Origin of the sequence: Ramlibacter tataouinensis (assembly GCF_027941915.1) — a bacterium.
Classification (GTDB): domain Bacteria; phylum Pseudomonadota; class Gammaproteobacteria; order Burkholderiales; family Burkholderiaceae_C; genus Ramlibacter; species Ramlibacter tataouinensis_C.
In genome coordinates this window covers 550732-564795 of sequence record NZ_CP116009.1, presented here as the reverse complement: position 1 = coordinate 564795, position 14064 = coordinate 550732, and the positions used below count along the sequence as shown (strand labels likewise).

Here is a 14064-nt window from a genome sequence, read left to right as displayed (position 1 = left end):
CGGGGTCGCGCGGGAGTGGGCGCGCCTTAAGCCACGCCTAAGAACCGGGGCGCACAGTCACCGTCAACCGATTCCCCCCAGGAGGACTGCCCCATGAACCGCTTCCGCTCCGCTCCCCTCGTGCTCGCCCTGATGGCCGCCGGTGTCGCCGGCGGCGCCGGGGTGGAGCTGGCGTACCGCCAGCCCGCCGTGCAGGCGGCGGTCGCGCCGCCCGCCGCGAACCCGGCGAGCGCAAACGCGCCGACCCGCACGCCGGACTTCGCGCAGATCACGCGCGAGCAGGGCCCGGCGGTCGTCAACATCACGGTCTCGGGGACGCGCAAGACCGCCGCGCTGCCCGACATGGACGGCGATGACCCGCTGGACTTCTTCCGCCGCTTCCAGCCGCCCGGCGCTCCGGGCCTGGAGCGCGAGGTGCCGGTGCGCGGCGCCGGCTCTGGCTTCATCGTCGATCCCGGTGGGCTGATCCTGACCAACGCCCACGTGGTCAAGGGCGCCGACGAGGTCACGGTCAAGCTCACCGACCGGCGCGAGTTCAAGGCCAAGGTGCTGGGCAGCGACGAGAAGACGGACGTCGCGGTGATCAAGATCGACGCCAGGGACCTGCCGGTCGTCAAGCTCGGCTCGACCCAGAACCTGCAGGTGGGCGACTGGGTGCTGGCGATCGGCTCGCCATTCGGCTTCGAGAACACGGTCACCGCCGGCGTGGTCAGCGCCAAGTCGCGCACCCTGCCGGACGGCAGCGGCGTGGCCTTCATCCAGACCGACGTGGCCATCAACCCGGGCAACTCGGGCGGCCCGCTGTTCAACTCGCGCGGCGAGGTGGTGGGCATCAACTCGCAGATCTACAGCCGCTCGGGCGGCTACCAGGGCGTGTCGTTCGCGATCCCGATCGACCTGGCGGCCAAGATCCAGCAGCAGATCGTGGCCCACGGCAAGGTCGACCACGCACGGCTGGGCGTGGTGGTGCAGGAGGTGAACCAGGCGCTGGCCGATTCCTTCAGGCTGCCGCGGCCGCAGGGCGCGCTGGTTGCCCGGGTCGAGCCCGGCAGCGCCGCCGCCAAGGCCGGCCTGCAGCCGGGCGACGTGATCCATGCGGTCGATGGCCACGACGTGATCGGCTCGGGCGACCTGCCGGCGCAGCTGGCGGCGCGCAGCCCCGGCGAGAAGGTGCAGCTGAAGGTGTGGCGCAAGGGCGAGTCGAAGGATCTCGTGGCCACCCTCGCCGGCGCGCAGGAAAAGCGGGCCGCTGCGGACGGCGATGCCGCCCCGGTCCAGGCGGCCACGGGCGGCAAGCTGGGCCTGGCGCTGCGGCCGCTGGGCGAGCAGGACGGCCGCGGCGGCCTGGTGGTCGAGCAGGTCGCCGGCGCCGCCGCCAAGGCCGGCGTGCAGCCGGGCGACGTGATCGTCGCGGTCAACGGCACGCCGGTGAAGTCGGTCGAAGCGGCGCGCGCGGCGGTGGACAAGAGCGGCAAGAGCGTGGCGCTGCTGGTGCAGCGCGGCGAGGACACGCTGTTCGTGCCGGTGCAGGTGGGCTGACGCCGGCGGGCGCTGGCAAGCGCGGGACGGGAAGCGGCATGCCGCAAAAAAGGGGCCCCGGTGAGGGGCCCCAAGCAGATGAGTCTGGCGGATCTCATCTTCCCAAAGGATCTCTCGGATCCCGTTGCCAGTGTAGGGGGCGGCGTGCGCGTGGCGTTCCCGGGAATTCCCCGTGCCCGGCCTGCCCGGCGGCGGGAACTTTTGCCAGGTGTCGGGGTAAGCCCTAGGCTTGCGGGCCAGCGCGCGCCCGGTCAGCCCGCGTACTGTTGGCGCAACTGCCGCTTGAGCACCTTGCCGATGTCGCTGCGCGGCAGCTCGGCGATGTAGCGCACGCCGGCCAGCCGCTGGGTCTTGCCCAGGCGCTGGTTGGCCCAGGCGCGCAGTTCCTCGGGCGGGGGAGCATCGTCGTGCGGCACCACGAAGGCGGCCGGCGACTCGCCCCATTCGGCCGAGGGAACGCCGACCACGGCCACGTCGGCCACGGCCGGGTGTTCGCGCAGCACGGCCTCGAGGTCGCTCGGATAGATGTTGAAGCCGCCGCTGATCACCAGGTCCTTGCGGCGGTCCATCAGCGTGAGGAAGCCGTCCGCGTCGAAGCGGCCGACGTCGCCGGTGCGGATGAAGCGCTGGCCTTGCGCGTCGTACCACTCGGCCTCGCGCGTCTGGCCGGGCTGGTTGCGGTAGGCGGTCATCATCGCGCTCGATCGGCCCACCACTTCGCCGATCTCGCCGGGCGGCAGCTCGCGGCCGTCCTCGTCGATCAGGCGGATGTCGTGCCCCTCGGCCGGCCGGCCGACCGTGTGCAGCTTGTCGGGGAACTCGTGCGCGAACAGCATGCAGGTGCCGCCGCCCTCGGTCATGCCGTAGTACTCGGTCAGCCCGCCCGGCCAGCGCTTGAGCACGTCCGCCTTCAGCGCCGCGCTGAACGGCGCGCTGGTGCAGAACTTCATCACGAAGGACGACAGGTCGAAGCGGTCGAAGCCGGGGTGGGCCATCAGCCGCTGGTACTGCACCGGCACCAGCATGGCGTGGGTGGCGCGCTCGCGCTCGGCCAGCCGCAGGTAGGCGCCGGCGTCGAACCGGCCCTCGGTGAGCACGACGGTGCCGCCGCGCGAGAGCGCGGGGAAGAAGCACACCAGGGTGGTGTTGGAGCACAGCGAGGTGGCGAGCAGGGCCACCGATTCGGGGCCGTAGCCGCCGGCCGCCGCGCGCGCCACGTGCGCCCAGCGCATGCCGTGCGGCTGCACGATGCCCTTGGGGGATCCGGTGGTGCCGGAGGAATAGATGATGTTGAAGGGCCAGTCGGGCTGGACGTCGACCGGGTCCGGCTGGGTGCCTTCGGGGGCCAGCCACTCGCCGACGGTCGAGGGCGCGTTGCGCTGGATCCCCGCCTGCGCGGGAATGACCTGCAAGTCGGCCAGCGCGATGCGCGGCACGCCGGTCGCGAGCGCCGGCACGGCGTCGTCGGCGAACAGCAGCCGCGCGCCGCTGTCGTCCACCATACCGGCCAGCTGCTGCGGCGTCGCGCCGCCGGGCAGCGGGGCCACCGCGACGCCGGCGCGCAGGGCGCCGAGGAACAGCACGGCATAGGCGATGCCGTTGGCGCCGCTGATGGCGATCGATTGCCGCGGCTGGACGCCATCGCGCTGCAGCGCCGCGGCCACGCGGTCCATCAGCACGTCGAGTTCGCCCCAGGACAGGCGGTGCTCGCCATGCACCAGCGCCGTGCGCAGCGGCCGCGCGGCGGCGTGCTCGCGCGCGAGATCGGCGATGGCCCGGAAGGGCGGAAGGGCGCTGGGAGCGGTGGCCGGTGCGGTCATGGAAGGGCGCGGCGTGTGCGGGGTGGGCTGTGATTCTGCCCCGCACCCGGGGCCGCCGCCCGCGGCTCAGTCCTGCCCCAGCATGTCCTTCGTCACGAGCACGACGCCGCTGTCGGTGCGGTGGAAGCGCTCGCCATCGAGCTGCGGGTCCTCGCCGATCACGGTGCCCTCGGCGATCTGGCAACCGCGGTCGATCACCACCTTCGACAGCTTGCTGCCGCGGCCGATGTCGCAGCCCGGCAGGATCACCGCCTCGCGGATCGAGCAGCACGAGTGCACCCGCACGCTGGAGAACAGCACCGAGTGCGACAGGTCCGACCCCGACACGATGCAGCCACCCGAGGCCATCACGTTGGCGATCTCGCCGTGGCGGCCGCGCTCGTCCGGCACGAACTTGGCCGGCGGCAGCTGCTCCTGGTGGGTCCAGATCGGCCAGTCGCGGTCGTAGATGTTCAGCTCGGGCATGTTCGACGCCAAATCCAGGTTGGCGGCCCAGAACGCATCGACCGTGCCGACGTCGCGCCAGTACGGGTTGTGCCGGGTGCTGGCCGGCACGCTGGACAGGCCCAGCGGGTGGGCCAGCACGTTGCCGCGCGCCACCAGCCGGGGGATCACGTCCTGGCCGAAGTCGCGGTGCGAGGCCGGGTCGACGCAGTCCTCCTCCAGCTGCCGGTACAGGTATTGGGCATCGAACACGTAGATGCCCATGCTGCCGAGCGCGCGGTCGGGCTTGCCCGGCATGGCGGGCGGGTCCGCCGGCTTTTCCAGGAAGGCGGTGATGCGGCGCCGCTCGTCGATCGCCATCACGCCCAGCGCCGTCGCCTCCATGCGCGGCACCTCGATGCAGCCGACGGTGCAGCGCGCGCCCGACTCCACGTGGTCCAGCAGCATCAGCGAGTAGTCCATCTTGTAGACGTGGTCGCCGGCCAGCACCAGGATGTACTCGGGCGCGTAGGACTTGAGGATGTCGATGTTCTGGTAGATCGCGTCGGCGGTGCCGCGGTACCAGTCGGCCCCGCTCACCCGCTGCTGGGCCGGCAGCAGGTCGATGAACTCGTTGACCTCGCCGCGCAGGAAGTTCCAGCCGCGCTGCAGGTGGCGCAGCAGCGAGTGCGACTTGTACTGGGTCAGCACGCCGATGCGGCGGATGCCGGAGTTGATGCAGTTGGACAGCGCGAAATCGATGATGCGGAACTTGCCGCCGAAGTAGACCGCCGGCTTGGCGCGGCGGTCGGTCAGCTCGTGCAGGCGCGAGCCGCGCCCGCCGGCCAGCACCAGCGCCACGGTGCGCTTGGGCAGCTGGCGCGCCAGGCTGAGGCGCTCGGCCGTGCGCGGGTCCTCGTCCAGCCGGGGGGTCGGGGTGAGGTGATCGAACGCCAGGTCTTCCTTGGCCATGAGCGCCTCCTTGCTCAGGTTGCACTTTCCGGCAGCGCGGCACGGCGCGCTGTAGGACTCGGCCGGAAGTGGGGTGCTAGGCCGGGTGCGCCAGCTCGTCCTGCTCCAGCAGGCGCAGCAGGGCGGCCGGCTCAACCGGCTTGACCAGGTGGGCGTCGAACCCCGAGGCCTGCGTCAGCCGGCGGTCGTCGGCCTGGCCCCAGCCGGTCACGGCGACCAGCTTGAGCCGGTCGCCGCCGGGACGGGCCCGCAGCGCCCGCGCGACCTCGTGGCCGTTCATGCCGGGCATGCCGATGTCCAGCAGCACCCATTGCGGGTCGAACTCGGGGACGGCCCGCAGCGCCGCCGGCCCGTCGTAGGTGGTGCGCACCTCGTGCCCGGCGGCCATCAGCAGCAGGGCCAGGCTGTCGGCGGCATCGTGGTTGTCGTCCACCACCAGCACGCGCAGCGGCTGGGCCGAGGCCGGCAGTCCGGGCGCGACGCCGGCGCCGGCCGGCTCGGCGCCGGCCGCCAGCAGCGGCAGCCGCACGGTGAAGCGGGCGCCGGCACCGATGCCGCCGCTTTCGACCTGCACCGTGCCGCCGTGCATGCGCACCAGTTGACGCACCAGCGTCAGGCCGATGCCCAGGCCGCCCTTGGCGCGTCCGAGCGTGCGGTCGATCTGGGTGAACAGCTCGAACACCCGGTCCAGCATGTCGGGCGGGATGCCGGTGCCGTTGTCCGCCACCGTCAGCACCGCCTGCCCGCGTTCGGCACGCAGGCCGACGCGCACCTGGCCGCCGTCGGGCGTGTACTTGCAGGCGTTGGCCAGCAGGTTGTCGACCACCTGCGCGATGCGGATCGGGTCGGCGTTCACCAGCACCGGCTGGAGCGGCAGGTCCACCCGCACCTGGTGCTGGGCGGCGTGGAACTGCGGCTGCATGCCTTCCAGGCTGGCGCGCACCAGCGAGCGCAGTTCCACCACCTCGCGCCGCAGTTCGATCTTGCCGCGCGTGATGCGCGAGACCTCCAGCAGATCGTCGACCAGCCGCACCATGTGCTGCACCTGGCGCTCCATCAGCTCCAGCATGCGCTCGCGCGTGGCGTCCTCCAGCCCCGGCACGCGCAGGATGGCCAGCCCGTTGCGGATCGGCGCCAGCGGGTTGCGCAGCTCGTGCGCCAGGGTGGCCAGGAATTCGTCCTTGCGGCGGTCGGCGTTGCGCAGCGCCTCCTCGGTCTTCTTGCGCTGACTGATGTCGAAGAACACGCCGACGAAGCGCACCGGCTCGCCGTCCTCGCCGTAGAAGAAGCGGCCGGCCGCCGTCACCCAGATCAGCTGCCCGTCGACGCGCCGCATCCGGTGTTCGGAGCGGAACACGTCGCGCGCCGCCAGTGCCCGCTGCCATTCGGCATGCAGCGCCGGGACGTCCTCGGGCCAGATGGCGTTGAGCCACAGGTCCATGCTCGCTTCGCCGCCGGGCGTGGGTTGCAGGCCCAGCACTTCGAAGCGGCTGCGCGACCAGACCAGCCGGCCGCTGACCATGTCCCAGTCCCAGGTGCCGGCGTCGGCGATGGTCATCGCCAGCTGCATGCCTTCCTCGGCCGCCCGTAGCGCCTGCTCGGCCTGCCGCAGCGCATCCTGCGCCCGCCGGCGCGGGGTCACTTCGAACAGCACGCCGGACGCCCGCAGCGGCCGTCCGTGGTCATCGGACTCGACCCGCCCGCGGGCCAGCAGCCAGCGCGGCCCGCCATCGGCGGCCGGCGCGTGGGTGCGGTACTCGACCTCGTAGGGACGCCCCTCGGCCAGTGCCCGCTGCCAGATCGCCTGCACCACCGGCACGTCGTCCGGGTGCAGCCCTTCGACCCAATCGGTGGCGGTGAATTCGCGCCGGCCGAGCCCCACCAGCTGCGCGCCGCGCTCCGACCAGCTTCCGCGTCCGGCGATGAGGTCGATCTCCCAGGTGCCGACCCCCGCGCCCTCGGTGGCCTCCTTCAGCTTGTGCTCGCTGGCGCGCAGCGCCGCCGTGACTTGCGTCGGCTCGGTGACATCGACGGCCGAAAGGAAGATGCCGGCCACGCGGCCGGCGTCGTCGCGCATGGGCTGGAACACGAGGTCGAACAGCCGGTCCTCGCGCGGCGTGTCGCGCCCGCGGCGCAGCTTGACCGCCATGGAGCGGCCGACGAAGGCGGTGCCGCTGCGATACGCCTCGTCGAGCAGTTCGTAATAGCCCTGGCCTTCCAGGTCGAGGGCCTCGCGCACGGTCCGCCCGACGATGTCGCCGCGGCCGGTGAACTCGTGCACCGCCCGGTTCGCCACCTCGATCACGTGCTGCGGCCCGCGCAGCACGGCCAGCAGGTTGGGCGCCTGCGCGAACCACTGCTGCAGCCGACGGTACTCGTCGCGCCGGTGGCGCTCGGTAAGCACGCGCTCGGTCGTCTCGTCGATCAGGCACAGCACGCCGGCCACGCGGTCGCCGTCGTGCACCGGGCTGCAGGACACGGCGAACCAGGCCTGCACCTCGGCGCCCGCGCGCCGCAGCGTGCACTCCACTTCCTCGATCTGGGCCGGTTCCCCCCGCAGGGCGCGCTCGTGCAGCGGGCCGACGCAGTCCCAGATCTCGGGCCAGACTTCGCGCAGCGGCCGGCCGAGGGCGGCCGGGTGCCGGTCGCCGAGGATGTGGCGGTAGGCGTCGTTGTACAGGAGGGCCAGTTCGGCGCCCCAGGCCACGTACATCGGGCGCGGCGCGTTCAGGACCAGGGCGGCGACGGTGCGCAGGGCCTGGGACCAGCGCGAGGGTTCTCCCAGGGCGGGGGACGCCCCATCCGGGGCCTGGAGGAGGCGGGCGACCTCCCCCTGGGCCGGGAGCGGGCTGGAGCTCATGCGGGGAGTGCAAAGCCGGGCGGCACATGGTAGTGGCAAACCGGGACGCGCCTCAACCCGGAGTGCCTGCCCGACCTTGGCAGAATCGGCCCATGCACATCACCAAGGACACCGTCGTCACGCTGGCGGTCAGGATCGCCGACCTGCAGGGCCGCCTGCTCGACCAGAGCAAGGGCGCCGAGGCCTACCTGCACGGCGGCTATGGCAACACCCTGCCCAAGCTGGAGGCCGCGCTGGAAGGCCGCCAGGCGGGCGACCAGCTCACGCTGCAGCTGGCGGCGCCCGACGCGTTCGGCGAGCGCGGCGAGCAGCTGGTTCGGACCCTGCCCAAGCGCGAATTCCCGCCGGGCGTGAAGGTGGGCGGGGTGTTGGAACTGCCCGACGACCAGGGCCGGCCGCAGGCGTTCCGGGTCGCCAAGGTCAGGGGAGACACCGTGCACCTGGATGGCAACCACCCGCTGGCCGGGCAGGCGCTGCGTTTCATGGTCAAGGTGCTGGCCGTGCGCGCGGCCACGCCGGAGGAGATCCAGCACCGGCACGCCCACGGCGAGCACGGCCACCACCACTGAACCGGCGGGGTTTCGCATGAAGTTCCGCATGGCGGAGAACTCGCTGTTCGCGGTGCTGCTGCGATCGCCCTGGTGGATCAGCATCGCGGTCGCACTCGGCCTGGTGGCGCTGGCGCAGGCGCTGCTGCCGCAGGACCTGCGCACGGTGGGCAGCATGGGTGCCTTGCCCTTCGTCGTGATCGGCGCGATCGCCTGCTGGCGCCAGTGGAACGCGCCCAGCCCGGCGCAGGCGCAGCAACTGCTGGACGGCGCGGCGAAGATGTCGTGGCCGCAGTTCGAGCAGGCGCTGCGCGCGGGCTTCGCGCGCGAGGGCTGGCAGGTGCGGCCGGGCGAGGGCGGCGCCGATCTGGTGCTCGAGCGCAAGGGCGTGCCCACGCTGGTGTCGGCGCGGCGCTGGAAGGCCGCGCGCCATGGCGAGGAGGCGCTGCAGGCGCTGGACCAGGCCATGCAGCGGCAGGAGGTCGGCCGCGGCGTCTACGTGGCCCTGGGCGAGCTCAGCCCGCAGGCCCGGTCGCTGGCCAAGGCCCGATCCATCGAAGTGCTCCAGGGGACCACGCTGGCCCGGCTGCTGCGTTCCTGACGACATTCCGGCGAACGCGGGAATCCCCGCGGACGCCTGCCCGCCGCTAAACTGACCAGCCTGCGCGCGATCCGCGCGGACACCTCGGGAGGGCGGTGGCTGACCCGCTGTCGCGCTCCCGATCTGCAACCCTGTTGGCGTGCCAGAAGCACGCGGAGCGATTGCATGAGCGAGCACCAGCCCCTGCGGCTGCACGTGCCGGAGCCCTCGGGGCGGCCCGGCTGTGCCACCGACTTCTCCTACCTCCCGCTGTCCGAAGCCGGCGCCGTGCGAAGGCCGCCGGTGGACACCACCCACTTCGACACCGCCGACCTGGCCTACCAGCTGGTGCGCGTGCTCGACCCCGAGGGCCGCGCCGTCGGCCCGTGGGCGCCCGAGATCTCCACCGCGCAGTTGCGCAAGGGCCTGCGGGCGATGATACGCACGCGCACGTTCGATGCCCGCATGATGGTGGTGCAGCGCCAGCGCAAGATCTCGTTCTACATGCAGAGCCTGGGCGAGGAGGCCATCGCCTGCGCCCACGCGGCGGCGATCGAGCCCGGCGACATGTGCTTCCCCACCTATCGCCAGCAGGGTCTGCTGCTCAGCCGCGACGACATTCCGATGGTCGAGCTGATCTGCCAGCTCATGAGCAACCAGCGCGACCCGGTCAAGGGCCGCCAGCTGCCGGTGATGTACTCGTACAAGCGGGCCGGCTTCTTCTCCATCTCCGGCAACCTGGCCACCCAGTTCATCCAGGCGGTGGGCTGGGCCATGGCCTCGGCGATCCAGGGCGACACCCGCATCGCCTCGGCCTGGATCGGCGACGGCGCCACGGCGGAAGCGGACTTCCACACCGCGCTGACCTTCGCCCACGTGTACCGGGCGCCGGTGATCCTGAACGTGGTCAACAACCAGTGGGCGATCTCCACCTTCCAGGCGATCGCCGGCGGCGAATCGACCACCTTCGCGGCGCGCGGCGTCGGCTGCGGCATCGCCTCGCTGCGGGTCGACGGCAACGACTTCCTGGCGGTGTACGCGGCGTCGAAGTGGGCTGCCGAGCGGGCCCGCTCGAACCTGGGGCCGACGCTGATCGAGTGGGTCACCTACCGCGCCGGCGCGCACTCGACCTCGGACGATCCGTCCAAGTACCGGCCGGCCGACGACTGGCAGCGCTTCCCGCTGGGTGACCCCATCCAGCGCCTGAAGCAGCACCTGATCGCACTTGGCGCCTGGTCGGAGCAGGAGCACGAGCAGGTCCGGCTTGAACTGGAAGCCGAGGTGGCCGCCGCGCAGAAGGAGGCCGAGGGCTACGGCACGCTGCTGGACGGGCACATCCCCAGCCCGGCGGCGATGTTCGAGGACGTGTACGCCGAGATGCCCGCGCACCTGCGCCGGCAGCGGCAGGAACTGGGGGTCTGAGCCATGCTGACCGAAACCCGTGAAGCGCAGGCGGTCGAGACGGCCGCCGTGGCGACCCGGCCCATGACCATGATCCAGGCCCTGCGCTCGGCCATGGACGTGATGATGGACCGCGACGACAAGGTCGTGGTGTTCGGCCAGGACGTGGGCTACTTCGGCGGCGTGTTCCGCGTCACCGAGGGCCTGCAGGCCAAGTACGGCAAGCACCGCTGCTTCGACACGCCGATCAACGAGGGCGGCATCGTCGGCGTGGCGGTGGGCATGGGCGCCTACGGCCTGCGGCCGGTGGCGGAGATCCAGTTCGCCGACTACTTCTACCCGGCGTCCGACCAGATCGTGTCGGAGGCCGCGCGGCTGCGCTACCGCTCGGCCGGCGACTTCACCTGCCCGATCACCATCCGCATGCCCTGCGGCGGCGGCATCTACGGCGGCCAGACCCACAGCCAGAGCCCGGAGGCACTGTTCACCCACGTCTGCGGCATCCGCACCGTGATGCCGAGCAACCCGTACGACGCCAAGGGCCTGCTGATCGCCGCGATCGAGTGCGACGACCCGGTCATCTTCCTGGAGCCCAAGCGGCTGTACAACGGCCCGTTCGACGGCCACCACGACCGGCCCGTGGTGCCCTGGTCGAAGCACGAACGCGGCAACGTGCCCGAGGGCTATTACCGCGTGCCGCTCGACTCGGCTGCCGTGTTCCGGCCCGGCTCGCAGGTGACGGTGCTGACCTACGGGACCATGGTGTGGGTGTCGGAGTGCGCGGCGCGCGAGGCGGGCGTCGATGCCGAGATCATCGACCTGCGTTCGATCTGGCCGATGGACCTGGACATGGTGGTGGCTTCGGTGAAGAAGACCGGCCGCTGCGTCATCGTGCACGAAGCGACCAAGACCAGCGGCTTCGGCGCCGAGCTGTCGGCGCTGGTGCAGGAGCACTGCTTCTACCACCTGGAAGCGCCGATCGAGCGGGTCGCGGGCTGGGACACGCCGTACCCGCATGCGCAGGAGTGGGCCTACTTCCCCGGGCCGGATCGCGTCGGCGCCGCGCTCAAGCGCGTGCTGGAGGGCTGATCGATGGGAATCTATGCGATCAAGATGCCCGACATCGGCGAGGGCATCGCCGAAGTGGAGCTGGTCGAGTGGCGGGTCCAGCCCGGCGACGAGGTGAAGGAAGACCAGGTCGTCGCCGACGTGATGACCGACAAGGCCACGGTGGAGATCCCGTCGCCGGTGGCGGGCAAGGTGCTGGAGCTGGGCGGCAAGCCCGGCGAGCTGATGGCCGTCGGCGCGGAGCTGGTGCGCATCGAAGTGGCGGGGGAGGGCAACGTGAAGGCGACGTCGCCGACGGTTGCGGTGGCCCCTGCAGCGGCGGTGCAGCCGGTCACGGCCTCCGCCTCGGCGCCGGTGTTGCCGCCCGACCGCAAGGACGACATCACTCGCGAGAACCCGGTGTCGGCCTCCACACCGCGAGCGCCCGCGGTGCCGCCATCCGCGCGCGAGGCCGGCCCCCGCGCGCCTGTCGTGACGCCGGCCCCGCGCCGCGCGCCCGGCGAGCGCCCAATCGCCTCGCCGGCGGTGCGGCGCCGCGCCTGGGAGCTGGGCATCGAGCTGCAGTTCGTGCACGGCAGCGGGCCGGCCGGTCGCATCGAGCATTCGGACCTGGACGTGTATCTCGCCTCGCGCGGCCAGCCGCAACAGGCCGTTGCCGGTGGCCTGCGCCAGAAGCACGGCGAGCAGCAGGTGCCGGTGATCGGCCTGCGCCGGCGCATCGCGCAGAAGATGCAGGAGGCCAAGCGCCGCATCCCGCACTTCAGCTACGTCGAGGAAGTGGACGTCACCGAACTCGAAGCGTTGCGCGCCAAATTGAACGAGCGGCATGGCGCCACGCGCGGCAAGCTGACGGTACTGCCCTTCATCGCCCGCGCCGTGGTGCTGGCCCTGCAGGATTTCCCGCAGATGAACGCCCGCTTCGACGACGAAGCCGGCGTGGTGACGCGCTACCAGCCGGTGCACCTGGGCATGGCGACGCAGACCGAATCGGGCCTGATGGTGCCGGTGCTGCGCCACGCCGAGGCCATGGACCTGTGGACCCTCGCCGGCGAGGTCGCCCGGCTGGCCGAAGCCACCCGCGGCGGCAAGGCGGCGCGCGACGAACTGGCCGGCTCCACGATCACCATCACCAGCCTGGGGCCGCTGGGCGGCATCGTCACCACGCCGGTGATCAACCACCCCGAGGTGGCCATCGTCGGCGTCAACCGCATCGTCGAGCGGCCGGCGTTCCAGGGCGACGCGATCGTCAAGCGCAAGCTGATGAACCTGTCCTCGTCGTTCGACCACCGCGTGGTCGACGGCATGGACGCGGCGCAGTTCGTCCAGGCCATCCGGGCGCTGCTGGAAACACCGGCGCTGCTGTTCATCGACTGATCCGGCCATGAAGACGATCAACAAGAAGCTGCTGGTGATCGGCGGCGGCCCGGGCGGCTACGTCGCGGCCATCCGCGCCGGCCAGCTCGGCATCCCGACCGTGCTGGTCGAGGGCGGGCAACTGGGCGGCGTGTGCCTGAACGTGGGCTGCATCCCGTCCAAGGCGCTGATCCATGCGGCGGCCGAGTACGACAAGGCCTGCCGCTTCGCCGCCGACAACCCGCTGGGCATCCGCGTGCAGCAACCGGCGATCGACCTGGCGCGCCTGCAGCAGTGGAAGGACGGCGTGGTGACCCGGCTCACCGGCGGCGTCGCCGCGCTGCTGCGCAAGGCCGGCGTGCAGGTGGTGCGCGGCTGGGCGACGGTCGTGGACGGCAAGACCGTGGAGGTCGCCACGCAGGAAGGCGAGCCGGTGCGCATCGGCTGCGAGCACCTGCTGCTGGCCACCGGCTCGGAGCCTGTGCAGCTGCCTGGGCTGCCGCCGGGCGGGCCGGTGATCACCTCGACCGAGGCGCTGGCGCTCACCGCGCGCCCGCAGCACCTGGTGGTGGTCGGCGCCGGCTACATCGGCCTGGAGCTGGGCATGGCCTGGCGCAAGCTGGGCGCCGATGTCGCGGTGGTCGAGGCGGCCGGCCGCATCCTGCCGACCTACGACGAAGAGCTTGCCAAGCCGGTGCTGGCGTCGCTGCGGCGCATGGGGATCACGCTGCACCTGAATTGCAAGGCCGAGGGCCTGACCGCGACCGGCGACGGCCTGCGGGTGCGCAGCGCCAGTGCCGACGAGTACGTGCTGCCCGCCGACCAGGTGCTGGTGGCGGCAGGCCGGGTGCCGCGCACCCAGGGTTACGGCCTCGAGTCGCTGCAACTGGACATGGCCGGTCGCGCAGTCAAGATCGACGAGCAGTGCCGCACGTCGATGCGCAACGTCTGGGCGATCGGCGACCTCACCGGCGAGCCGCTGCTGGCGCACCGCGCGATGGCGCAGGGCGAGATGGTGGCGGAGATCATCGCCGGGCACCGGCGGCGCTTCGACCCGATGGCCATACCGGCGGTGTGCTTCACCGATCCGGAACTGGTCGTGGCGGGCCTGACGCCCGACGAGGCCGAGGCGCGCGGCGTCCAGGTGCTGGTGTCGTCGTTCCCGTTCGCCGCCAACGGCCGCGCGCTCGGCATGGAAGCCGGCGAGGGGTTCGTGCGCGTGGTCGCCCGCGCCGACACGCACCAGGTGCTGGGTTGGCAAGCCGTGGGCGCCGGCGTGTCCGAGCTGAGCACCGCGTTCGGCTACGCGATCGAGATGGGCGCCCGGCTGGAGGACGTGGGGGGCATCATCCATGCGCACCCGACGCTGGGCGAGGCGGTGCAGGAAGCCGCGCTACGGGCGCTGGGGCGGGCCTTGCACGTGTGAGCGCGGGGGGGCGGCAATCCCCGCCTTGCTCGTCATCCCCGCGCGGGCGGGGATCCAGCGCAGCGCGCGCCTGC

Annotated in this window: 10 protein-coding genes; 7 read left to right on the top strand and 3 right to left on the bottom strand. The window is 72.1% G+C overall.

Going from position 1 to position 14064, the window contains the following annotated elements; all coding sequences use genetic code 11:
• Nucleotides 1–93: 93 nt before the first annotated feature.
• Nucleotides 94–1539: a Do family serine endopeptidase gene (locus PE066_RS02535; RefSeq protein WP_271234995.1), complete on the top strand. Its 1446-nt coding sequence runs from the start codon at nt 94–96 to the stop codon at nt 1537–1539.
• A 251-nt stretch (nt 1540–1790) separates the two neighbouring features.
• Here the strand turns inward: PE066_RS02535 and PE066_RS02530 are convergent, their stop codons facing one another.
• The 3 genes from PE066_RS02530 to PE066_RS02520 form a co-directional block, all read right to left on the bottom strand.
• Nucleotides 1791–3359, bottom strand: coding sequence for a class I adenylate-forming enzyme family protein (locus PE066_RS02530; RefSeq protein WP_271234994.1), 1569 nt, complete (start codon nt 3357–3359; stop codon nt 1791–1793).
• A gap of 66 nt (nt 3360–3425) precedes the next feature.
• A complete protein-coding gene (glgC, locus tag PE066_RS02525; RefSeq protein WP_271234993.1) occupies nt 3426–4754 on the bottom strand; it encodes a glucose-1-phosphate adenylyltransferase in 1329 nt (442 codons plus the stop codon).
• A 76-nt stretch (nt 4755–4830) separates the two neighbouring features.
• On the bottom strand, nt 4831–7614 hold the full coding sequence (locus tag PE066_RS02520) for a hybrid sensor histidine kinase/response regulator (protein WP_271234992.1): 2784 nt from the start codon (nt 7612–7614) through the stop codon (nt 4831–4833).
• 92 nt (nt 7615–7706) lie between these two features.
• Between PE066_RS02520 and PE066_RS02515 the strand changes: the two genes are divergently transcribed.
• The 6 genes from PE066_RS02515 to lpdA all read left to right on the top strand — a co-directional run bounded on the left by PE066_RS02515 (nt 7707) and on the right by lpdA (nt 13990).
• The gene (locus PE066_RS02515; RefSeq protein WP_271234991.1) at nt 7707–8183 is read left to right on the top strand and encodes an FKBP-type peptidyl-prolyl cis-trans isomerase; all 477 of its coding nucleotides are present in this window, start codon (nt 7707–7709) and stop codon (nt 8181–8183) included.
• A 16-nt stretch (nt 8184–8199) separates the two neighbouring features.
• Complete coding sequence (locus PE066_RS02510) at nt 8200–8763, top strand: restriction endonuclease (RefSeq protein WP_271234990.1); 564 nt, start codon at nt 8200–8202, stop codon at nt 8761–8763.
• 165 nt (nt 8764–8928) lie between these two features.
• Nucleotides 8929–10164, top strand: coding sequence for a 3-methyl-2-oxobutanoate dehydrogenase (2-methylpropanoyl-transferring) subunit alpha (locus PE066_RS02505; protein WP_271234989.1), 1236 nt, complete (start codon nt 8929–8931; stop codon nt 10162–10164).
• A gap of 3 nt (nt 10165–10167) precedes the next feature.
• Nucleotides 10168–11232: an alpha-ketoacid dehydrogenase subunit beta gene (locus PE066_RS02500; protein WP_271234988.1), complete on the top strand. Its 1065-nt coding sequence runs from the start codon at nt 10168–10170 to the stop codon at nt 11230–11232.
• A gap of 3 nt (nt 11233–11235) precedes the next feature.
• On the top strand, nt 11236–12585 hold the full coding sequence (locus PE066_RS02495; protein WP_271234987.1) for a dihydrolipoamide acetyltransferase family protein: 1350 nt from the start codon (nt 11236–11238) through the stop codon (nt 12583–12585).
• 7 nt (nt 12586–12592) lie between these two features.
• The gene (gene lpdA, locus PE066_RS02490; protein WP_271234986.1) at nt 12593–13990 is read left to right on the top strand and encodes a dihydrolipoyl dehydrogenase; all 1398 of its coding nucleotides are present in this window, start codon (nt 12593–12595) and stop codon (nt 13988–13990) included.
• The last annotated feature ends 74 nt before the right edge of the window (nt 13991–14064 follow it).

Bases quoted from the DNA above. Each gene is read 5' to 3' on its own strand.
- glgC (WP_271234993.1), bottom strand. From the start codon at position 4,754: ATGGCCAAGGAAGACCTGGCGTTCGATCACCTCACCCCGACCCCCCGG.
- PE066_RS02530 (WP_271234994.1), bottom strand. From the start codon at position 3,359: ATGACCGCACCGGCCACCGCTCCCAGCGCCCTTCCGCCCTTCCGGGCC.
- PE066_RS02520 (WP_271234992.1), bottom strand. From the start codon at position 7,614: ATGAGCTCCAGCCCGCTCCCGGCCCAGGGGGAGGTCGCCCGCCTCCTC.
- lpdA (WP_271234986.1), top strand. From the start codon at position 12,593: ATGAAGACGATCAACAAGAAGCTGCTGGTGATCGGCGGCGGCCCGGGC.
- PE066_RS02500 (WP_271234988.1), top strand. From the start codon at position 10,168: ATGCTGACCGAAACCCGTGAAGCGCAGGCGGTCGAGACGGCCGCCGTG.
- PE066_RS02515 (WP_271234991.1), top strand. From the start codon at position 7,707: ATGCACATCACCAAGGACACCGTCGTCACGCTGGCGGTCAGGATCGCC.
- PE066_RS02510 (WP_271234990.1), top strand. From the start codon at position 8,200: ATGAAGTTCCGCATGGCGGAGAACTCGCTGTTCGCGGTGCTGCTGCGA.
- PE066_RS02495 (WP_271234987.1), top strand. From the start codon at position 11,236: ATGGGAATCTATGCGATCAAGATGCCCGACATCGGCGAGGGCATCGCC.
- PE066_RS02535 (WP_271234995.1), top strand. From the start codon at position 94: ATGAACCGCTTCCGCTCCGCTCCCCTCGTGCTCGCCCTGATGGCCGCC.
- PE066_RS02505 (WP_271234989.1), top strand. From the start codon at position 8,929: ATGAGCGAGCACCAGCCCCTGCGGCTGCACGTGCCGGAGCCCTCGGGG.